The sequence below is a fragment of the Photorhabdus sp. RM322S genome, assembly GCF_042879395.1.
Classification (GTDB): Bacteria; Pseudomonadota; Gammaproteobacteria; order Enterobacterales; family Enterobacteriaceae; genus Photorhabdus; species Photorhabdus khanii.
Genome location: NZ_JBHFKW010000009.1, coordinates 16,786 through 39,029, shown reverse-complemented (window position 1 = coordinate 39,029; position 22,244 = coordinate 16,786). Strand labels below are relative to the sequence as shown.

The window sequence follows — 22,244 nt, the reverse complement described above, 5'->3', positions numbered from 1 at the left end:
TAACTTAATTAACAGAGATTCTTCTTGGTTCTTTGAAAATGAACAGATTAATTAATGATTCAAGTTAATCGTTCATCAACTCATAGTAATGGAAAGAAAAAATTTCTCAACATAGTTATAACGAATTAAATAAATTATATGGCTTTATTCGGTTGCTGAATCTCATGTTTAATTAATAATTTACTTAATAAGAGTTAGTTTGTCATTGGAGAAATATAAGTTCGGTTGAAATGTGCTGAAAATCAACACTGACTTTATTTTAAATAGGAGGATTGATTACTCTTAATCAATATGCTGATCACCTAACAATAAGTAATGCTGTTTTTTTTAGGTAAATGTTTTATATATTGTAGTCTGTATTAAATAAATGAATCATATTGACTGTAAGTGAATAAATTTAAATAATTTAATTCTGCTGGTTGCTTTGTCTGTTTATATTCATATATATTATGACAGGTGTCTATTTTATCATTAATATTAATATAATTACGAATATGTAATTTCATTAATCACTTTGTTGGTGGTTTATATTTTTAATTTCATTAATTTGAAAACATATAATGTGAAATAATCTTATTGGAAAGATTAATTATAAAGGATTAAAACACAGGGTAATTGAGTAAACGCAGTCTGGTAACAGACTGCGATTCACCCAATTAATATTTTTTTAATTCAGGAAAATGCCAACAATGGTGAGATACACAATAGGAATCCGGTAAAGATAATCAGGATCAGCGATATTCCTTTATATTTGTGCAACGCTGGCACTTTGTAGACCAAATAAGCCGGGATTAGGCAACCAACCATACCGAATATTGGGCTACAGATTGATGTAAAACTCAGTACCGGTGCATTCAGAATAATCGCTCCCCAAGCCAGCAGGATAGCGAAAATCATGATGCCTTTTTGTACCCAGTTTTTATTGATTCTTTCTGCTGGCATGATACGCGCCAGAATATTCATCACTATGCCTTGGGTTGCTTCACGGAAGCCAAGATAAACGCCAAAGAAGGCGGTCATCACAGCAAAGATATTCAGCAAGACACTGATAGCCGTTACCCAGCCCCCGGGAAAGAATTTTGCCGCAATCGCCAAAGCAGAGATATTTTGTTCATAAGCTTGAACCGCTTCATCATGTCCCATTGCTAAGGTGAATGAAACTGCATAGAAGAAGACCGTACAGAACAGGACGCCAAAGGCGATATTCATCGCTCTTAATGCCTTATAGCGGGCAACTTCACGATTTTTCTGGTGATGGCGATAAGAGATAACCATTGGGCTTAAGGTTTGAATAAACAGAATGGAAGTCAGGGTAAATGGCAGCGTAATGATCGCCTGTTTTATCAGCGTTCCTGCTGGTGGCAGCGCGCCGATATTATATAAGTGCCACATACCTATCATGGATAAGCCAAGCGTCGCGACGACAAACAGTTTGGACAGCACCATAAAGCTGGATAATTTGAACAGGAATCGCTCACCACAGGATGAAAGCGCAACCAGAATACAAATCAGTACCAGTCCGTAGAGAGGATTGTCGGATAATAAACCTTCAGTGACGCCGAAAGTTTGCAGGTAGGAAGCGCTGTCATTGGTGATGGCTGTTGAGTAAACAAACATCCAAATTACCAGCATAACAAAGTAGAGCGCACCCAGCAGAATGCCCCAGTTTTTACCGAGATAACCGCTGATAACGCTAGGGTAATCTTTGCATTCGGGGGATTCCGCCAACGTATTGATAAACAGACGTTGGAACAGGTACATCGCCGGATAACCAATCACCGATGACAGCAGGAAAACCCACAATCCCATCAAACCAACCTGAACCGGCAGGAAGACAATACCGGCACCGATTGCCATGCCGATGCTCATGATGATCCAGCCAACATCAAGATTGTTGAATTTGATAGCTTCCCGCCATTCATTTTCAGTCATGTTTGCCCGCTTTGCCGCAGGAGAATCTGCGACCATGATAGGGTTATTTTTTGCCGTTTCCAAAATGGCTCTCGCTTATTATTTACGTTAAAAATGTAAGTGTTATAGGGAAGAGATGCAGCATGATGATGCCAACCCTATTTTTTGAGATTCGTATATATCAGTGTATTTCACTATGCAGATTAGTCGTCAGTAAGAAGATAACGGGTGTACATTTTCGCGTTACAGAATAATCGATCAGGTATAAGTGAAAAATAGAAATTATTTTTTAATGACATAAATTGATAGATCATAGTGAAGTATTTTAATTAACTGATTTTAGTTTCTTTTTATTCTGTTATAAACAGTGAAAAGAAGAAAATTGAGCAAAAAAAACCAACAATTATAAAAAATAATGGTAAGTGGCTTTCACATTAGATAGTTTAAACAGAGATAACAGAATAAGATAATGATTTATGTCAATTAAATATAAAATATCAAAATGTTTCACTGCCGGTATCGGGTATTGTTGCAAATAAAGAACCATGCTGGAATATCTCTGTCAGTTATTCACATGGCATGGTTCAGGTAAATTCAGCAGGAAAATGGGCTAAGAGTTTTTCTCTTCCTGCTGCTCTTTTTGACGAATTTCTCTATACCAGCGAGGATGATGTTTCTTCGCCCAGCCGCGGGTTACCCAGCCTTCCACCATCGATCGGATAGAGCCTTTCACCCAAAATGCGGCGTAGGCATGTATCATAATCAGCAGGATTAGGCCAACTCCGGCCAGAGAGTGCACCAGAAGCGCAAGCCGGATCAGCGGGATAGAGAAGAAATCGGCAAAATAGGGACGCCAGATAATCACGCCACTGATAGCCAGTAAGATCAGGCAGCCGCTGATAGACCAGTAAATACCTTTTTGACCCAGGTTATATTGGCCGATATCGCCGGCTTCCTCATTTTTCAGGACCTTATGGATGTTTTTTAGCCAGACAATGTCTTCTTTGTCGATAAAGTTATGCTTGAAGTATCTGAAAAACATAAAGATAAACAAGAAAAACATCATGGAGCCGATAAACGGATGTAATATCCGTGCTAACTGAGGTGTGCCGAAAATATTCATTAACCAGTTAAAGGATGGGAAGAAGAACCCCAACCCACTGATCCCCGTAAACAGAAAACAGAGCACCACTGACCAGTGATTCACCCGTTCAATCGGTGAGTGGCGGAGAATCGTATCCTTCTTTTTCATTACAACTCCTCCCGATTAGCTGATTTTGTCGGTACCTCATCATCTTGACGGGCATGTTCTTCGTCTTCTTCGCTGGTGCGGTTTGGACCAATGCCGACATAGTGGAAGAGGCTGGCGGCGAATGTTGCGGCAAAACCCACCGCTGCCAGTGGTTTCCAGATACCTTTCCAGAAAGTCACGGTTGGGCTGATGGTCGGATTATCCGGCAAACCGTGATAAAGCTGCGGTTTATCCGCATGATGCAAGACGTACATAACGTGCGTACCACCAACACCTGCGGGATCGTATAACCCGGCGTTCTGATAACCACGGCCTTGCAGTTCAGTTACCCGTTCGGACGCCAGATTTTTCATATCTTCTTTGGTGCCGAAATGGATTGCCCCGGTCGGACAGGTTTTCACGCAGGCAGGTTCCTGGCCGACACCAACACGATCAACACATAGGGTACATTTATATGCCCGATTGTCTTCTTTATTGATCCGCGGTACGTTGAATGGACAACCCGCGATACAATAACCACAGCCGATACAGTGTTCTGACTGGAAGTCCACAATGCCGTTCGCATACTGGATAATCGCACCTTCTGACGGACAGGCTTTCAGACAGCCCGGATCCGCGCAGTGCATACAGCCATCTTTGCGGATAAGCCACTCCAGTTTGCCGTGCTCTTCCACCTCAGAGAATCGCATCACGGTCCATGATTTAGCGGTCAGATCGGTTGGGTTATCATAAACACCGACATTAAAACCCACTTCGTCACGGATATCGTTCCATTCTGAACAGGCCACCTGACAGGCTTTACAGCCAATACAGGTGGTGACATCGATCAATTTTGCCACTTGTTCCTGATGATCACGCACACCAGGTGCTGGGGTAAAGGAATGGGTAGCAGATTTACGAATAATGTCTTGAGATTGCATTGCCATAATTCGCTCCTGTTAGACTTTTTCCACATTCACCAGAAACGCTTTGTATTCTGGTGTATACGCGTTGGCGTCACCCACGGAAGGTGTGAGAGTGTTTGCCAGAAAACCTTTCTGGGTTGCCCCGGCGAAACCCCAATGGCAAGGAATACCAATGGTTTCAACTTGCTTACCATTAATGGTCAGTTGCTGAATTCGTTTGGTGACAACGGCTTTGGCTTTGATAAACCCGCGTTTGGAAGAGACTTTGACTTCATCCCCCTGAATAATGCCTTTTTCTGCCGCTAGTTTTTCACCGATTTCAATAAATTGTTCGGGCTGAATCACAGCATTAAGCTGAGCGTGTTTTGTCCAGTGACGGAACAGTTCGGTAATGGAATAAGTCGTTGCGACATAAGGGAATTCATTCGCGTCTCCCATATAAGCTACATCGGCATGAAAGATGCGGGCAACCGGATTGGAGATCACATTCGGATGGAGTGGATTGGTGCCGATAGGGGATTCAATCGGCTCGTAATGTTCAGGGAATGGCCCATCAGCCATTTTATCAATGGAGAATAAGCGAGCGACGCCTTCTGGCTGCATGATAAACGGCCCGACATGGGTTCCCGGTGCGGCGTTGCTGTAATCAACAACATCAAAGCCATGCCATTTGCTGCCATCCCATTTGATCAGCTCACGGTTCGGATCCCACGGTTTGCCTTGTGGATCAACTGATGCGCGGTTGTAGAGCACCCGGCGGTTTTGTGGCCACGCCCACGCCCAGCCTGGGGTACAGCCCAAACCGGATGGATCTGAGTTATCACGGCGGGCCATCTGGTTGCCTTGTTCGGTCCAGCAACCGGTGTAGACCCAGCAGAAGCTGGATGTGGAACCATCATCTTTCAGTTGAGAGAAACTGGAAAGTTGCTGACCTTTTTTCAGCATGATATTGCCGTTTTCGTCTTTAATATCCGCTAATGCTTTACCGTTAGCTTCACGGGCAATCTCTTCTGGTGTCGGATCTTCAGGATTTTGGTAATCCCACGACAGATTCATAATAGGATCGGCATAAGCGCCGCCTTCTTCACGGTAGAGTTCACGCAGACGCATCAGCAACTTGCCAAGAATTTTACCGTCGTGCAGGGCTTCTCCCGGTGGATGAGCACCCGCCCAGTGCCATTGCAGCCAGCGACCTGAGTTAGCAATCGATCCATTTTCCTCGGCAAAACAGGAAGAGGGCAGGCGGAAAACTTCGGTTTGAATATCAGCCGGATTCACATCATTCATCTCACCGTGGTGTTGCCAGAAGTTAGATGATTCTGTGACCAGCGGATCGATCACCACCAGATATTTCAGTTTAGCTAATGCTCTGCTTGATTTATTTTTATCCGGGAATGCTGCCAGCGGATTAAAGCCCTGAACGATATAGCCGTTCATTTTGCCTTGAGTCATTAATTCGGCTTGAGTCAGGATATCGTAGCTTTTATCCCATTTAGGCAGCCAGTCATAACCCCAGTCATTTTCTGCTGTAGCGTGTTCGCCCCAGAAACCTTTTAACAAGCTGATAAAGAAGTTTGGTGTGTTTTTCCAGTAATTAACCTGATTTGGCACCAAGGCTTTCGGTGTGGTTTGCGCCAGATAGGTTGCCAGGTTCTGCTGTTTTTCACTCGGCAGAGGCAGATAACCGGGCAGATTAAGCGATAATAAACCAAGGTCACTGTAGCCCTGAATATTGGAGTGACCGCGCAATGCGTTAACACCGCCGCCCGGCATTCCCACGTTACCTAACAGTAACTGGACCATTGCGGCGGCACGGATAATCTGAGCACCGCCAGTGTGGTGAGTCCAGCCCAGTGCATAGAGAATGGTTGCGGTGCGGTTGGTGACTGAGGTACTTGCCAGTTGGGAACAGATATAGAGGAAATCCTCTTTTGAAGTCCCACACAGGCTGGAAACTTGTTCCGGGGTATAACGTTCAACGTGATTTTTCAACAAGTTCCAGACACAGCGTGGATGAGACAAGGTGTCATCTCGTTTGGCATAACCTTGTTCATCGGTTTCATAATGCCATGAAGATCGGTCATAGCTTTTGGTGGCTTGATCAAAACCGCTGAATAAACCGTCTGTAAACTGATAATCTTCACGAACAATCAAACCCGCATTGGTGTAAGCCTTAACATACTCAGACTGGATTTTGTTGTTGAGTATCAAATAGCGGATCACACCCAGTAAGAAAGCGGTATCTGAGCCGGCACGGATCGGCGCGTAAAAATCAGCTACGGCGGCACTGCGATTGAAACGCGGATCAACCACGATCACTTGAGCATTGTTTTTGATTTTTGCTTCAATCACCCATTTAAAACCTACCGGGTGCGCTTCAGCGGCGTTTCCGCCCATGATCAAAACAACGTTAGCGTTTTTGATATCGACCCAGTTGTTGGTCATCGCACCACGGCCAAATGTTGGCCCCAGGGCCGATACCGTTGGACCGTGGCAGAGGCGTGCCTGACAATCAATGGCGATCATGCCCATGGAGCGGGTGAATTTCTGATCGAGAATACCGGTTTCGTTACTGGCAGCGGAGGAGCAGAGCATACCCGTAGTCAGCCAACGGTTGACGGTGACATTGTTTTCATTCTTCTCAACAAAGTTGGCATCACGATCATCTTTCATCAGACGGGCAATACGTTCAATCGCTTGATCCCAACTGATACGTTGCCATTTATCAGAACCTGGAGCGCGGTATTCGGGGTAATGAAGGCGGTTTTTACTGCGAATATAATCGAGCACTCCAGCCCCTTTCGGGCAGAGAGAACCCCGGCTGACCGGATGATCCGGATCACCTTCGATATGAAAAATGCTTTCTTTGGCGTTTTTCGCACCATCGCCCAGGCTGTACATCAGAATGCCACAGCCAACGGAACAATAAGTGCAGTTATTACGAATTTCACGTGAGCGCAGTAGTTTGTACTGATGAGTTTCAGCCAGCGCTACGGCTGGAGCAAATCCCAGCGCGGCAATTGTTGTTCCCGCCATACCACCCGCGCAGATCTTGAAGAAAGCTCTTCTGCTGACCTGCATCGGTCTTCTCCTTATTTTTTTGAATGACGACATTGCTTTACTTCTGATGCAATAATGCCTTGACGAATCAGGCGAAATTGCTTTCATAGCCCGGCCCGTTTTTCATTCAAAACATTCCTGGGTATCGCGAAGAACCCACTGCATTGATGAGTTATAAACTACCTGAGGTTATCATTATCCATAATATCATAAAGCGCATTATGTTGCTAAATATGGATAAGATGGTTTCAATATGATTTATGATGTTAACTATATTTTATTTTTATGTTATGTAATTGTTGGTAGCAAGATTGCGATATATTTGAGTCAAAAGCTTGTGTTCCAGCGCACGCTAAACCCCTTTTGTTTACTGGAGTTTGGGGGAGTGACCGGGTAGCTGGTCACTACCCCATCTTAGCGCAACAGCTAGAAATGTAAGATCGTAAAAGCTAGAAATATAAGCGCATAAAAGCTATAAATGTAATAGTGTAAAAACTAATTTTGAATTCTCATAACAGCTAATTATTAAGCATCTGGCGGGGAAAGAATATGGCAAAAACTGGAAACGAAAGGTTAGCAGAAGCACTGAAAGCGGCGAGTAATGCGGCTGTGGGCAATGTGCTCAACTCCAGATCAATCACTGATAAGCAACGCACTTTTCTCGTCAAGAAAGGCTATCTTAAGCAAATTATCAGGGGATGGTATCTCCTGGATGCAGACCTCACGACTGAGAAAGCTGGCGACTCAGTGCTTTGGTATGAGTCTATTTGGTCGTTTGTAGGGCAGTACGTTGAAAGTATCTTCGGGGATGACTATTGGCTGAGTCCAGAAGCCTCTCTCGACGTGCATACGGCAAACAACGCCTTATCAAACCAAGTGATCGTCTACACCACAGATACGACGCCGCGTACGCTTAACCTGCCTCATAACATGAGCATGGTGATCATCAAGGGAAGAATTCCCTGTAAGACTGCCAAGGTGAATGGTATTAATGCTCATTCATTGGAAAGCGCGTTAGTTGAAACTGGCCCACAAACCTTCAGAGCTAATCCCTTAAATATTCAATTGGCGCTCCGGAATGCTGATCTGAGTTTGCTTTCAGAGGCGTTGCTGACAACTAAGAACCTTGCATCGGGAAACAGGTTAATTGGTGCCTACGAACAATTAAAGATGAAAGCCGAAAGCCGGAAACTACAAACCATTATGGAGGGAGCCGGTTTTGAAGGCGTTAAGCGGGTTAACCCATTTGACCATGCTCCGATAATTGTCGGTGCTGGTCGGGGAGAATCGCCAAGTGCAGTTCGTGTGCGGATTCTGTGGCAAGAGATGAGACAGGACGTTATTGAGGTGTTTGACGGCTTCCTCCCCCCTTTTGACTTCTTTGTGCGCTCAATCGAAGAGACACACGCGATGATGAGCAGTCTCTACGTGAGCGATGCCTACAACTCGCTATCTATCGAAGGTTACAAAGTTACGCCAGAGTTAATCGAGCGCTTATCTAATGGTGACTGGTCGCCGGATACAATCCAAAAGGATAAGGAGCAAAAGGACGCACTGGCTGCCAGAGGCTATTACGATGCTTTCAATAAGGTCAAAGAGCTGCTGCGTGAGGCGCATGAGGATGGGGAGAGCCTGGACATCCGCTATTTGGTCGATGTTGGCCTGACTGATTGGTTCACAGCATTGTTTAACCCCTGTGTGGATGCTGGAATTATCAACAGGCTGGATTTGGCGGGATTCCGGAAAGGGCCGATCTATATCCGTACTTCAATGCATGTACCGCCAGCCAGTGAGCAGCTAATGGACTGTATGGAAGTACTGAAAGAGCTGATCGCTAATGAGGAGTATTTTGCGGTAAAGGCTATCTTGGGCCATCTTTTCCTGGGTTACATTCACCCGTTCCCTGATGGTAATGGCCGCATTGCCAGATTTTTAATGAACTTCTTGCTGGTAATTGGTGGATACCCCTGGACGGTGATTAAGCTTAAAAATAGAACTCAGTATTTATCGGCGCTGGAATCGGCTTCGGTAGGAAAGAACGTGAAGCCATTTGCGGAATTTGTGAAGCAATCCATGCAGGAGATAGCCGGGTAGCACTTGTTCCCGGCTGTGGTTAAACTGCCCCAAAAAAACTTGGGCAGTTTAACCAAGTGAGTTGCCCAATGTTTATCGCCCAGTAAATCATTCTGACTGTATCGAGAGGATTAGCATTATATATCCGCTCCCGGAGCAAATCGGGCTGTCGTTAGTTCCACTATCGTTTTCACAACCTCGCTGGCTGCATGCAGGGATTTCACCGGCAAATATTCATAAATTGAATGGAAATTATGTGCGCCGGTAAAGAGATTCGGGCAAGGTAAACCTTTTTGGGAAAGAACGGCGCCATCATAGCCACCGCGCATCGGAATCGGGCGGGGGGGAATACCGCATTTTTCATAAGCGGCAATAGCGATATCAATTGGGTAACGGTTTTCCCCTTGCAGACTGTTGTAAACGTTGGTGTAACGATCAGTCATCTTGAATTGCACACTGCCTTCTCCCCACAGGGCGGCACAGCTATCTGACAAATTTTTCAGGAACGTCATCCGATGTTCATAACCCGTTTCAGTAAAATCACGGACGTCCAGTTTCAGCACAGTACAGGCGTTGTTTCCTTGTATCTGTTTTACCCAATAATAACCTTCCCGGCCTTCGGTATATTCAGGGGCCTCACCGCCTGGCAACATGGCAATGTATTTGTGTGCCATCAGCAGGGAGTTTTTCAGTTTGCCTTTAGCGAACATTGGGTGTGCTGGTTGTCCGGTGAAGATAATTTCTACATCACCGGCATTCCAATTCTCATAAACCAGTTCACCAATTCCTCCGCAATCAAGGGCATAGGCAAAATCAGCACCAAAAGTTTTTACATCAAAAGCTTTTGCACCCAGCAGCCCTTGTTCTTCATCAGGCACAAAACCCACTTTTATTGTGCCATGTTTAACATCAGGATTTTGCCGGAAGTATTGCAACATATTCATGATAGCGGCCAGAGCGGCTTTATCATCTGCACCTAACAAACTGGTGCCGTCAGTTACAATAATATCGTCACCAATATAATTTGCTAACTCAGGGAATTCACTTTGGCGCAGGTAAATATTCAGCGCGTTGTTCAGGCAGAGATCTCCGCCGTTATAGGGTAGGACTTGAGCCTTGGTATCATTGGTCAGCTCGGCACTGGTATCAAGGTGACCAAAAAATGCGATCGTCGGAACGAAATAGTCAACATTGGCGGGCAGAGTTGCAGTGACAATTGCGGTATCACGCACAATAATATTCTGTAATCCCAGTTGTTCGAGCTCTTTCCCTAATTTTTCAGCTAATACTCTCTGACCTTCAGAAGAGGGCATAATACCTGCCGCCCCTTGCTTGCTATTGGTGGTGGTATTGATTTTGGTATAAGAAATAAAACGATCAACAATATTCATGTTTTTCTCCATTTTGTTTGCTATATATAGAAATATTCCTGTTTTACTTGTTTAGCTTAATTAATTGGTTATTTTTGAACGATATTTAATCATCAACAAATAGATTTTTTGATATCAAATACCAATAATTTCATTAACAGTATAAATATTAATAAAATATTTAAATTATAATTTAAGTTAATGTGATTTTATTCGCTAGGGAAATAAAATTTAATAATGAAAGTGTGATATAACGAATGGTTTTTTATTTTTTTAGCATAAAATTCTGGTCACATAGCTCAGGCTTATTCATAATAATTTCTGATATAAATAGATTTTTAATCTCTTAGGGTCTAATTCCCCGCCCCTTGGGGCGAACTACTCTGTAGTTGGCCATTGGTTTGATACCCCGCTGCTTGCGGCGGGGTTGTTCATTGGAATATGTCATCTGCCTATTTTTGCATTTTAGGTGGATAGGCGAATAATTTTATGTAGGAATATGTTTTATGCAGAGTAAGTTGATTTTATCTTCAATTTGTTTGGCTTCGGCAATATTATCAGGGTGTGCAACGGAATCTTCCAATACCGTTCAGGTGCAAAAAGTGAATGCTTATAACACTGTATATCAAGGTGTGCGCAGTCCAATTGCTATCGGTAAGTTTGAAAACCGTTCCAGTTATCAAAACGGGATTTTCTCTGACGGCGTTGATCGTCTCGGTAATCAATCTAAAACGATTTTAATCACCCATTTACAGCAGACCGGGCGCTTTACCGTTCTGGAACGTACCAACATGGCGGAACTGAAAGCGGAAGCGGGTTTACAGGGTAAATCACAGAAGCTGAAAGGTGCTACTTACGTCATTACCGGCGATGTGACTGAATTTGGCCGTAAAGAAGTCGGCGATCATCAGTTATGGGGCCTGCTTGGACGCGGTAAATCACAGGTGGCTTATTCAAAAGTCATGCTGAATGTGGTGAATGTGGAAACGTCCGAAGTGGTTTTCTCTGTGGCAGGCGCGGGTGAGTATAAATTATCCAACCGTGAAATTATCGGCTTCGGTGGCACTGCCAGTTATGATTCCACGCTGAATGGTAAAGTGCTGGATCTGGCAATTCGTGAAGCGGTAAATAGCTTGGTCGAAAATATTGAAACGGGTGCATGGAAACCTTCTAACTAAGAAATATAGGGATATATTCTCATGGTATTAATGAAAAAAGCGGGCTTATTACTGGCTACGATGGTTTTGGCGGGTTGTATCAATCAGCCGAAAACGATTTATGAATGGGATGAATACGAACCTACAGTTTATCAGTATTATCAGCAGGATAAGATGGGGTTTGAAGAACAGTTACAGGCTTTGCAGAAAGTGATTGAAAAAGCGAAAGCGAAAGATAAATCTGTACCGCCTGGGTTGCATGCACAGATGGGTTTGCTGTATAGCAAAACGGGTCGTGTTTCAGACGCGTTCCATCAGTTTGAAGCAGAGAAAAAACTGTTTCCTGAATCAGCGCCATTTATGGACTTTTTATTAAGTAAAAATAAAGGAACTATGCAATGAACCGTATTCTTGTGGCGTTAAGTTTATTAGCTACGCTTGTGCTGACTGGGTGTAGCAGTAAATCTGTTCCTTATGATTACACAGCATTTAAAGAGAGCAAGCCAAAATCCATTCTGGTATTGCCGGCGGTGAATAAATCTTTGGAAGTAAAAGCAGGTCACAGCCTGATGTCTCAAGTGACTTATCCATTAGCAGAATCTGGCTATTATGTTTTTCCGGCTGCGGTGGTGGAAGAGACATTTCAGCAAAATGGCGTGACAGTGGCGCAGGATATTCAGAATATCAGTTATAAAAAACTGCATGATATTTTTGGTGCAGATTCCGCGCTCTATCTGGATATTGAAGAGTACGGCACGCAATATCAGATTATCAACAGCGATACCCGCGTAACGGCTTCCGCGAAACTGGTGGATCTGCGTAGTGGTAAACAATTGTGGAATGGCCGGGCAGTTGCCTCATCGACTGAAAATCAAGATAACTCGAATAGTAGTCTTATTGGAATCTTGGTGTCTGCGGTCGTTTCACAAATCGCGAATACCATTACGGATAAAGGCCATGAAATTGCCGGCATTACAAGTAATCGTTTACTGACAGCTGGCGGTAGTCGCGGTTTACTTTATGGTCCCCGTTCTGAGCATTATGGTAAAGAAGAGCATTTAATTTCGAAGTAATGGGTACAAGGTGATAATGGGCAGGTAAATATCCTGCTCATTATTATGGTTATATTTTTACTATTTTTTGCTGTTATTTCGTTTAAGTTTTTTTACAGGAGTATCCTGTGCTTCTTTAATATAAGTCGTAAATAAGCTCGGTTAATAGATGTAGTTTTATCGCCTACCTGTAATTTTGTTATTTTTTTAAATTAACCATCGTTAAGACAGTTATTATTCATAAAACCATGCGATACGAGAGAATTCTTTTAAAACGTATACTTATAACCTTCCAAGACTTTAGCCGTCATAGGCAGCCCTTGTTTAAAGAGCATATTCAGAAACTCGTCGGCATCCATTGGGGGATGCTTCAACGACTTACGCTGTCTTCTGACTGCTTCTAGAGCAAACGCAGGATTTAAATCGAATAGATCAGAAATGAAGGCATCAGGATGCAAGGCTTCAATGTCAAAAGCAGCTAATACCTCTGCCGGGAAGTCTTTCAGATTTACCGTTACAATCACTTCGGCTTTAGCTCGGATCGCAGCAGCTAGTACATGGCGGTCATCCATGTCAGGAAGTGTCAGACCCGTAATCAAAGGCTCGTATCCCGCCACGTTGGCATCGGGCAGTGCCCTGTTCATCAATTGAACAGTTCGGGTTAAAGCTTCCGCTGTAATTTCAGGCCGTTGTTTTAAAAGGTTTCGTTGCCATTCATCGTGGATTTGAGCACTCCATTTAGGTTGATAAAGGCCGATTATCCCCAGATGCATTAACAGATCACGCAGTCTGGCCGGATACAAAACACAGGCGTCTAGAAGGACAGGATAGGGCGAATGTCTCATTAGTAACCCATCCCCAGTTCTTGAGCTTGCTCTGCTAACGCTTGCATAGCTTCTAGGCTGTTCTGATCACGTTGACGCTTGTAAGCCATTAGATCGGCAAACAATACGCGACGATGCCGGCCTGTTTTATGAAAAGGCAGCAATCCTTCTTCCAGTAATTTCACCATATGTGGACGTGACACATTCAAGATATTTGCCGCCTCTTGCGTCGTCAGTTCTGCATGAACTGGCACGATCTGAACCGCATTGCCAGCAGCTAGCTCACCTAAAATTTCCATCAGCAACATCATCGCTGAGGTTGGAAGCTCGATTGTATGAGATTGCTGGTCTTCGCCCATAATCTCGATTTTCTGGGTTTCCAGTTTCGTTGACAGATAGGCCGCTAATTCGCGTTGGCTTTGCTGGGCTAATTCCGTTTCGAATTTGTCCGGCAGATTAACATTGGTCAGTTGCTTGGTTGTCATCGTTATCTCCTAATTAATTGTGTTGCCTTGATTGTAAACGAAATAATCGAAATATACAATAAACGAAATAATCGAAAATCAATGCATTTGAGATGTATTAGGTTTTACTCCTAGACCATCTAATCCTCGACTTTCTGCTTGCCTCGTTGATATTAAAAACAAAGGTGTCTTCCATTGTAGAGGGTAGTGGAATTATAAAATCATCAATTGGGAAGGATACAACATTGGGGCTCCCGATGAAGGGGACCCCAGGAGTGGGGGTTATATGGTGACTTCAATCACCAATAATCTGTATTAAATATCTAATCGCTTGGTTTGCCATCTTTTAGATTTCCAACGCCAGGTATTAACGAATCCACGCAGCCATTCATCACAGAAGAAACCGATCCAAATACCTAAGATCCCCATTTCCATCTTGATGCCTAGAAAGTATCCCACAGGAATAGCAACACACCACATAAAGAACATAGCGGTATATAACGGGAAACGGGCATCACCGGATGCTCGTAATGCGTTCACCATAACGATATTAGCGGTACGAATTGGCTCCATAAAAACGGACAGCAAGAATAATGGCAATAGGAGTTTAATAATGGCTTCATCTTGCGTCAGGAAATGCAGAATCGGTATTCTGAACAGCCAGAAGATGGCGACAACACCAATGGTTACGACACAACCAATTTTCAAGCTGTTAAAGCCGCGAATATAGGCATCTTCAAATCGTTTGGCCCCGACCAGATGGCCAACCATAATTTCGTTACCAATACTGATAGAAATTCCAAACAACATCACAAACAGTGACAACTGGAAATAGAGGGTTTGTGCTGCCAGTGAGGTTTCACCCATCAGTCCAATAAATGCTATGGCAGTCATATATTGCAGGACCCACACCACGTTTTCACCCGCGGCGGGTAACCCAATATGTAAGATTTTGCCCAACATATTCTTCGACCAGCGCAGGAAACCTGACAACTTAAATTTAATCCGCAGGCCATAACTGAGCAGACAGAATAACAGGATAACGGCAACAATCCGGCCAAAGACGGTAGACCAGGCAACACCTTCCAGACCATATTGAGGTAATCCGAAGAAACCATACAGGACAATCATATTACCTAATATCGTCAGCAAGTTAGCAATCAGCGTGACATACATTGCCGGCTTGGATTTTCCGTAAACCCGTAAACAAGTCGCCAGGATAAGCGACATGGCTTCCGGGATCAGACAGATCCCCAGAATGTGCAGATAGCTGAAACCGTCTTCCATCAGGTGTTCTGGCATGTTCATGATATGTAATATCTTATAGCCGAAGAAGAGGGTAATCAGTGCACAGCTAAGCCCAAGTAAGAAGTTGAATGCGATAGAAATATGGATTGCCTGACTGGCCTTATTCTGTTTGCCAGCACCAATGTATTGCGCAATAACAACACTGCAACCGACACTGATAAAGCTGAAAATAGTGATAAACAGGTCAAAGACCTGATTACCTACTGCCATGGCAGCCAGATAAGAAGTAGAAACATGGCTCACCATATAGGTGTTAATTAATAAAGTGGCCAGATGGAGGAGAATATCAATAAAAATCGGCCAGCTTAATGAAAAGAGCGAACGCTCAGTAACATCAGTTTGATGCATTTGAAAAACCTGCTTATTGAAAAAGGTAAAATAAGTAATTTCTTGAGATGCAGCGTACTCAGAAAATATTCATACATTGTACATGGTTTATTCATCTGTTAACAGCGAGAGGATAAGAATAAAAAGGTGAATGCTATTTTTCAATTTGTCTGTATCTGACTGTTGAGATACCAGGTAGATTTGTGAATAATTTCAGATCTATATCAAGTAGATTGTTGTCTGATAACAGTAGAAAGTAAAAAAATTTATATGTTTTATTTGATTGTTTTGGTAACGTTTTCATATGATTAACACTGATATAGAAGTTGGTACAATTAGAGATTGTTATTTTTATGTTTGATAAATTTCCCAAATAATATCTGTATTTTTGTGTTTGGGTAATATTTAAAGTTTAACTTATCTAAATAATTTTATTTCTTCATTAAAACTTAAACGCTTCATCAACGAAAAGATAAAAAAATTTACCTGGTTAAATTTTGTTCTATAATCAGTTGCAGGAGTAAAATATATGGAAATAAAAATATACCATTTAACGAGGTGATATGATGATAAATAGACTACAGCGTCGATTAATAATGACTATTTTGATGTTGACTTTTTTTTCTACTTTTTCTGCATCTACCTATGCTTGTGTATTAAAGCCACATTTCCCTATATGCGCAATAAAATGTGTTATTTTTTCATCCCATACGGCGACATGTATTATCGGTTCTGATAGTCCTAATAATTCAACTCCTGAACAATCAACCCCTGTTGTATTTAAGAATAAATAATTAATCGAGACTGGAATTAATTAATTTTCAGATAGCACAGTTATTGTGCTATACAGAATTCTATTTCTGTTATTTCTATTCCGCCCTTTAATAAGGGCGGGTTTTATAAATAAATCAGACTCTAAGGTGTTCTATTTAAGCTAATGAAAATAATCTAAATGAGTTTGTTTTAGATTTAAGTAATTAGAACAATTTATTAAACTGAAATATAATTAATCAATAACAAGTAATGTGTTTATTGGTATATTGTTTATGTTTTCTATGAATTGGCTGAAACGTAGCAGATAGCCATCGGGATCTTGCACCAGGAATTCTCTTTGGCAGGCCAGTATTTCATCAACACGGTAATGATTGTCTTTAACTTCTCGATATAGTTTTATGCCATTAGCTTTTAAGTTGTTAAGTAGAGGAGTTAAATCATCAACTTCAATTTGAAAATTCACACCTCTTCCCAGAGGATAATTTAGTGAGGCAGTATTCCAGCCATCATCATGTAGTGCTTCAAGCATTAGTTGTGCTTCGCCCAATTCTAGATACGCGAAATCTGGGGTATCTCGGCGAATAAGTAATTGGAAGCCGAGGATTCTTTGATAAAAATCCAGAGATCGAGAAAAATCAGTGACGGTCAGTTCTGGGACCATACGATTCCAATAGGGTTTATGTTGGCTCATACGTTATTCTTTAGCTCTGTGATATTATAAGTATTTTTCACTCTATGAACAGCTCTGTTTTTCGTAGTAATTGCTATACTATATAGGAAAATGCAGAAATTAAAAATATTCTTATTGTGTTAACTTTTAGTTTTATTGATTTAGTTTAATTGTGTTGTTATATTTTTTTCATTGGTTTTTATACGATGTTTATTAACTGTTTTTTCTTGAGTATATAATCGATTTACTGAGGTGTATATAAATTTCTATTTTTTATAATTTTTGTTTTTTGCGTGATTGGTCACGGATAATTTAAATATTATCTATATCTTATTGAACAGTTTTAACTGGGGGATAAGTTCATTTTATGATTTCTATATTTTTACGTTATCATTTTATTTATTCTTGTAATATACAGGCATGGTTTAATGTCGATCACCGTATTTCTAACTATTTCCCTAATTAATTCCTCTAATTGTATCTTTAATTAAATCTTTATTTTTAATCACTGCATTTATTGTGGCGTATTTCTGTGTGTTTTTCAGGGGCTTTCCTGAATTATGCAGTATAGACAATTATTGGATAAAATATTTATGAAACGTATTCCAGAGCCTTTCCGTATTAAAATGGTAGAAAATATCCGCATGACTACGCGTGCGGAACGTGAAAAAGCATTAGAAGAGGCTGGATATAATCCATTCCTGTTGCCAAGTGATGCTGTTTATATTGATTTGCTGACAGATTCCGGTACCGGTGCAATGAGTGATCGCCAGTGGGCGGGAATGATGATGGGTGATGAGGCTTATGCGGGTTCCCGCAACTATTATCATTTGTGTGATAAAGTTAATGCGCTGATTGGCTATCAATATACTATTCCAACCCATCAAGGCCGTGGCGCAGAGCAAATTTTATTCCCATCATTGATTGCCCGCAAAAAAGCGCAAGGGGGCGCAACACATCCGGTCTTTATTTCTAATTTCCATTTTGATACCACGGCTGCCCATGTTGAATTAAATGGTGCGAAAGCGATTAACGTTGTTACGCCAAAAGCCTTTGATACAACGACGTATTACGATTGGAAAGGCGATTTTGATATTGATGAATTGAAAAAAACGATTGCGGAACAGGGGGCTGATAATATTGTGGCAATTATCACAACCGTGACTTGTAATAGTTCTGGTGGTCAACCTGTCTCTATCGCTAATATGAAGTCTGTGTATGAGATTGCGAAGCAATACGATATTCCTGTAGTGATTGATTCCGCTCGTTTCTGTGAGAATGCTTGGTTTATTAAGCAAAGAGAAAAAGGTTACGAGAATAAATCAGTCAAAGAAATTGTCAGAGAGATGTATCAATATGGTGATATGCTGACAATGTCAGCTAAAAAAGACCCGATGGTCAATATTGGTGGTCTTTGCTGTTTCCGTGACGATGAAGATCTATTTAACGAAGTGCGTACCCGCTGTGTGCCAATGGAAGGGTTTGTTACTTATGGCGGCCTTGCCGGGCGTGATATGGAAGCTCTGGCAATTGGCCTTGAAGAGGGTATGAATGAAGATTATCTGGCATATCGTATTAATCAGGTGGCTTATTTAGGCAACAGATTAAGAGATGCGGGTATTCCTATTCAGTATCCTACCGGTGGTCATGCTGTATTCGTTGATGCTAAATTATTATTGCCACATATTCCAGGAGAGCAATTTCCTGCTCATGCATTGAATAATGAACTGTATCTGGATGCAGGAATAAGGAGTGTCGAAATTGGCTCTTTATTGTTAGGTCGTGATCCGAAAACAGGAAAGCAAAAAGAATCACCAATGGAACTTTTGCGTTTAACTATTCCTCGCCGGGTGTATACCAATGATCATATGGATTATATTGCAGAGGCTTTTATTTCCCTGAAAGAGAGAGCGACTCAAATTAGAGGATTAACATTTACTTATGAGCCTTCAGTATTACGGCATTTTGTTGCAAGATTAAAGCCAATTAAATAATAAAAAACGGGGTGCTTCTATCTGAAAGCATCCCAAATTTTATTTCGTATATCATAAAGCCACGCTAGGATTACGCACATGGCTACTTTACTAATAAAAAAATCGTCTCCCTCTTTACTTGGCGGCGCAATGATCATTGGCGGAACGATTATTGGCGCAGGCATGTTTTCCTTACCGGTTGTCATGTCAGGAGCATGGTTTTACTGGTCAATCGCTGCTTTGGTCTTTACCTGGTTTTGCATGTTGCATTCAGGATTAATGATATTGGAGGCCAACCTTAATTATCGGATTGGCTCAAGTTTCGGAACGATAACAAAAGATCTTTTAGGCAACGGATGGAATATCATTAATGGTATTACGATTGCGTTTGTCTTATATATTCTAACTTATGCTTATATTTCTGCCAGTGGATCGATTATTCAGCATGTCATAGGGGATATGGAGATAGATTTTTCGCCGCGACTGGCTGGTTTTTTGTTTGCTTTTGCTGTTGCGTTTGTTGTCTGGCTAAGTACAAAAGCGGTTAGCCGGATAACCTCTATTATTCTTGGTGCCAAAGTATTAACTTTCTTTATGACTTTTGGTGGCTTGATTTATAACGTTGAACCTGCGGTTTTATTTAATACTGTTGAGATTAATCCGACTTATTGGCCTTATGTATTAGCAACTTTGCCTTTCTGTCTGGCTTCTTTTGGATATCATGGCAATGTTCCTAGTCTGATGAAATATTATGGAAAAGAACCTCAGAAAATAAAGAAATGTCTGTTTATTGGGACGTTAATGGCGTTAGTTCTTTATCTAGTCTGGTTGATTGGAACAATGGGAAATATTCCCCGGTCAGATTTTATTAAAGTTGCGGAACAAGGGGGAAATATTGATGTTCTGGTCCAGTCATTAAGTGGAGGCTTAAACAGTTCAACATTGAACTTATTGTTGACCCTTTTTTCTAACTTTGCTGTTGCCAGCTCATTTCTTGGTGTCACGCTGGGACTGTTCGATTATTTGGCCGACTTGTTTAAATTTGATGATACCAAACTGGGGCGTTTTAAAACCGCATTGGTAACGTTTCTTCCGCCAATGGTTGGAGGGATGATTTACCCGAATGGTTTTATTTATGCGATTGGCTTCGCCGGCCTTGCTGCGACAGTTTGGGCTGCTATCGTTCCCGCTTTACTCGCCAGAGCATCCCGTAAACGGTTTGGTAGCCCAGCCTATCGGGTTTGGGGCGGCAATGCGATGATCGGCTTGATTTTGCTGTTTGGCGTATTGAATGTCACTGCTCATATCTTATCAAGTTTTAATCTACTGCCCGTTTATTCATAAAAAAACTCCTGCGGTGGGTGCCGCAGGAGCCTGGTGTTGACGGAGATAAGCTCCGAAAAGGAAGAAAACAAAGCAGGTGTATTTATGTTTTAATTTAGTTTGTTAACTCCCAACATCTTACAGCAAGGTTATTAACAGGAAGTTCTTATGGCTTCCCTTTAGAACATGAGCACCTGACTGCTTTATTTAGTACAACTCCTGACAGACATATCGTAAGAAGCTGTGACTAATAGAACAATAGCATCAGAATGCACTATTTTGACAACTTTTTGCTTAGTCATTAATTAGTTGTATACAATCTTTCAGTGTAAGTACTGCTTCTGAACCGGTATTATCGTTGCTGGTCAGGCCCATTAATGTTTACTCCTGTTTCAGTGGTTGTTCGTGTTGAGTCACAACTTAAGTCATCATCATCTGTTGGTATTCGCTAATCACCTGTTGGCAGAATTCAGGTGAATTCACATGATGAGAGTTTTTAATTAGTTGTCTGTTTTCCGTTTCTATAAATGTAGACTCAAAAGCGTTGATAAAGGCTTGAGTCGCATCAGGATTCCAGAAGGGGCCACCTTCAATGTCCAGAGCGGAAAAACCGCCTTCAGGAATAATAAATTTTAATTTTCCTTCGCACCGATTAAGTTTTTCCGCAATCCAAATTCCCATTTGGCGGTTCTCTTCTGGTACGGTGCGCATTAATGTTACCTGAGAGTTGTGGCGGTAAAATTGCCGGTATTTGTAGCGTTCCGGGATAGTATTCAGATGCCCGAAATTTACCATATCCAATGCGCCGCAAGAGCCAATATAAGGTATTTGTGTGCGTGCTATCGCCCCCAAACGGTCTGCATCACAGGGTAGAGCACCACCAAACAGATAGTCACAGACTTCAGTTGTGGTGATATCCAGCAGGCTATTTAGCAGACGGCTTTCGGCCAGTTTTTCCATTGTTTTGCCGCCGCTGCCGGTTGCATGGAAAACCAGACAGTCATACTGTTGCTCTAACTCTTTGGTCAGTAATTGTATGCAAGGTGTTGTGACGCCAAACATTGTCAGACCGATAGCCGGCTTATCTTCAACATTGTTCTCCTGGTAGAAATAAACTGCGCCTGCAATTTGATTGGCCGCGTTTTTCAATACCTGACGGGAGATACGGTTAAGGCCGGACACATCAGTGACTGAATAGAGCATGGCGATATCACTGACACCGACATAACCTGAAACATCACCGGAAGCCATAGTAGAAACCATCAGTTTTGGTATACCGACAGGCAAAGATTGCATCGCGGGTGTAATCAGTGCTGTCCCGCAGGAACCCCCCAGACCTAGAATCGCTAAAACATCAGTTTGTCTTGATAAAAAAATATTAAAAGCGACTGACATTGCGGATATCGCTTTCCCCCTATCACCACAGAAAACGGCATCTTTGCCTTGTGGATGATGCTCTGCTACTGTTAATGCAGTGATGTCCGCACCTCTTTCGAGCGGGCCAGATTTAGTAGTTAAATCCACAGTACGAACGGCAAGGCCAGCTTTTTCTATCAGATCCCTGACGTAGAAGATTTCTGCGCTCTTGGTATCAAAAATAGTGGCGATATAAACACAGCCTTGGCTTTTTTTCATTATAATTATGAATACTTCCCTGGTGCTGACTACTAATTCATGGACAGATTATAGACAAGATGAGACTCTAGTATCACTATTATATTACCAAATTGAGACTATCATCTCATTTTACCCATAAATAAACTGAATCAATTTGGGTGTTTTGTAGATAGTTAAGTAGAGT

The 22,244-nt window shown here is 42.0% G+C and carries 17 protein-coding genes; 7 read left to right on the top strand and 10 right to left on the bottom strand.

Features of this window, described 5'->3' with window-relative positions; all coding sequences use genetic code 11:
* Positions 1-672: 672 nt before the first annotated feature.
* The 4 genes from ACGF63_RS07580 to fdnG form a co-directional block, all read right to left on the bottom strand.
* On the bottom strand, positions 673-1,995 hold the full coding sequence (locus ACGF63_RS07580) for an amino acid permease (RefSeq protein ID WP_036849684.1): 1,323 nt from the start codon (positions 1,993-1,995) through the stop codon (positions 673-675).
* A gap of 526 nt (positions 1,996-2,521) precedes the next feature.
* The gene (fdoI, locus tag ACGF63_RS07575; protein WP_036849685.1) at positions 2,522-3,163 is read right to left on the bottom strand and encodes a formate dehydrogenase cytochrome b556 subunit; all 642 of its coding nucleotides are present in this window, start codon (positions 3,161-3,163) and stop codon (positions 2,522-2,524) included.
* Positions 3,163-4,089 carry a formate dehydrogenase subunit beta gene (gene fdxH / locus ACGF63_RS07570; protein WP_152963139.1) on the bottom strand — a complete coding sequence of 309 codons (927 nt, stop codon included), beginning with the start codon at positions 4,087-4,089 and terminating at the stop codon, positions 3,163-3,165. Before fdxH ends, fdoI begins: the two co-directional genes overlap by 1 nt.
* 12 nt (positions 4,090-4,101) lie before the next feature.
* Positions 4,102-7,149: a formate dehydrogenase-N subunit alpha gene (fdnG, locus tag ACGF63_RS07565; RefSeq protein ID WP_387629867.1), complete on the bottom strand. Its 3,048-nt coding sequence runs from the start codon at positions 7,147-7,149 to the stop codon at positions 4,102-4,104.
* 822 nt (positions 7,150-7,971) lie between these two features.
* Between fdnG and ACGF63_RS07560 the strand changes: the two genes are divergently transcribed.
* Positions 7,972-9,222 (top strand): Fic family protein, encoded by a 1,251-nt coding sequence (locus tag ACGF63_RS07560; protein WP_387629864.1) that lies wholly within the window; start codon positions 7,972-7,974, stop codon positions 9,220-9,222.
* Between the two features lie 116 nt (positions 9,223-9,338).
* Here the strand turns inward: ACGF63_RS07560 and pepT are convergent, their stop codons facing one another.
* Positions 9,339-10,592 (bottom strand): peptidase T, encoded by a 1,254-nt coding sequence (gene pepT / locus ACGF63_RS07555; protein WP_387629862.1) that lies wholly within the window; start codon positions 10,590-10,592, stop codon positions 9,339-9,341.
* Between the two features lie 485 nt (positions 10,593-11,077).
* Here pepT and ACGF63_RS07550 point away from each other — a divergent pair, with 485 nt between their 5' ends.
* Genes ACGF63_RS07550 through ACGF63_RS07540 form a run of 3 tightly spaced genes read left to right on the top strand, consistent with a single transcriptional unit; the run spans position 11,078 to position 12,801 of the window.
* Positions 11,078-11,749: a CsgG/HfaB family protein gene (locus ACGF63_RS07550; protein ID WP_152963135.1), complete on the top strand. Its 672-nt coding sequence runs from the start codon at positions 11,078-11,080 to the stop codon at positions 11,747-11,749.
* 21 nt (positions 11,750-11,770) lie between these two features.
* Positions 11,771-12,130: a DUF4810 domain-containing protein gene (locus tag ACGF63_RS07545; protein ID WP_036849690.1), complete on the top strand. Its 360-nt coding sequence runs from the start codon at positions 11,771-11,773 to the stop codon at positions 12,128-12,130.
* Positions 12,127-12,801 (top strand): DUF799 domain-containing protein, encoded by a 675-nt coding sequence (locus tag ACGF63_RS07540; RefSeq protein ID WP_152963134.1) that lies wholly within the window; start codon positions 12,127-12,129, stop codon positions 12,799-12,801. The genes ACGF63_RS07545 and ACGF63_RS07540 overlap by 4 nt, the downstream gene beginning before the upstream one ends.
* Before the next feature lie 248 nt (positions 12,802-13,049).
* Here the strand turns inward: ACGF63_RS07540 and ACGF63_RS07535 are convergent, their stop codons facing one another.
* The 4 genes from ACGF63_RS07535 to ACGF63_RS07520 all read right to left on the bottom strand — a co-directional run bounded on the left by ACGF63_RS07535 (position 13,050) and on the right by ACGF63_RS07520 (position 17,168).
* Positions 13,050-13,625: a PIN domain-containing protein gene (locus ACGF63_RS07535; protein WP_132354698.1), complete on the bottom strand. Its 576-nt coding sequence runs from the start codon at positions 13,623-13,625 to the stop codon at positions 13,050-13,052.
* Positions 13,625-14,089, bottom strand: coding sequence for a helix-turn-helix domain-containing protein (locus tag ACGF63_RS07530; protein WP_036849693.1), 465 nt, complete (start codon positions 14,087-14,089; stop codon positions 13,625-13,627). Before ACGF63_RS07530 ends, ACGF63_RS07535 begins: the two co-directional genes overlap by 1 nt.
* A gap of 294 nt (positions 14,090-14,383) precedes the next feature.
* Positions 14,384-15,724, bottom strand: coding sequence for an MATE family efflux transporter (locus ACGF63_RS07525; protein ID WP_036849694.1), 1,341 nt, complete (start codon positions 15,722-15,724; stop codon positions 14,384-14,386).
* 985 nt (positions 15,725-16,709) lie between these two features.
* Positions 16,710-17,168 carry a VOC family protein gene (locus ACGF63_RS07520; RefSeq protein ID WP_051477464.1) on the bottom strand — a complete coding sequence of 153 codons (459 nt, stop codon included), beginning with the start codon at positions 17,166-17,168 and terminating at the stop codon, positions 16,710-16,712.
* A gap of 346 nt (positions 17,169-17,514) precedes the next feature.
* Between ACGF63_RS07520 and tnaC the strand changes: the two genes are divergently transcribed.
* The 3 genes from tnaC (at position 17,515) to mtr (ending at position 20,464) form a co-directional block, all read left to right on the top strand.
* A complete protein-coding gene (tnaC, locus tag ACGF63_RS07515) occupies positions 17,515-17,613 on the top strand; it encodes a tryptophanase leader peptide (RefSeq protein ID WP_387629857.1) in 99 nt (32 codons plus the stop codon).
* 127 nt (positions 17,614-17,740) lie between these two features.
* Positions 17,741-19,141, top strand: a complete 1,401-nt coding sequence (tnaA, locus tag ACGF63_RS07510; RefSeq protein ID WP_387629854.1) for a tryptophanase — start codon at positions 17,741-17,743, stop codon at positions 19,139-19,141.
* 78 nt (positions 19,142-19,219) lie between these two features.
* On the top strand, positions 19,220-20,464 hold the full coding sequence (gene mtr, locus ACGF63_RS07505) for a tryptophan permease (RefSeq protein ID WP_036849695.1): 1,245 nt from the start codon (positions 19,220-19,222) through the stop codon (positions 20,462-20,464).
* 399 nt (positions 20,465-20,863) lie between these two features.
* Here the strand turns inward: mtr and ACGF63_RS07500 are convergent, their stop codons facing one another.
* Positions 20,864-22,078 (bottom strand): Tm-1-like ATP-binding domain-containing protein, encoded by a 1,215-nt coding sequence (locus ACGF63_RS07500; RefSeq protein ID WP_036849696.1) that lies wholly within the window; start codon positions 22,076-22,078, stop codon positions 20,864-20,866.
* Positions 22,079-22,244 lie beyond the last annotated feature (166 nt).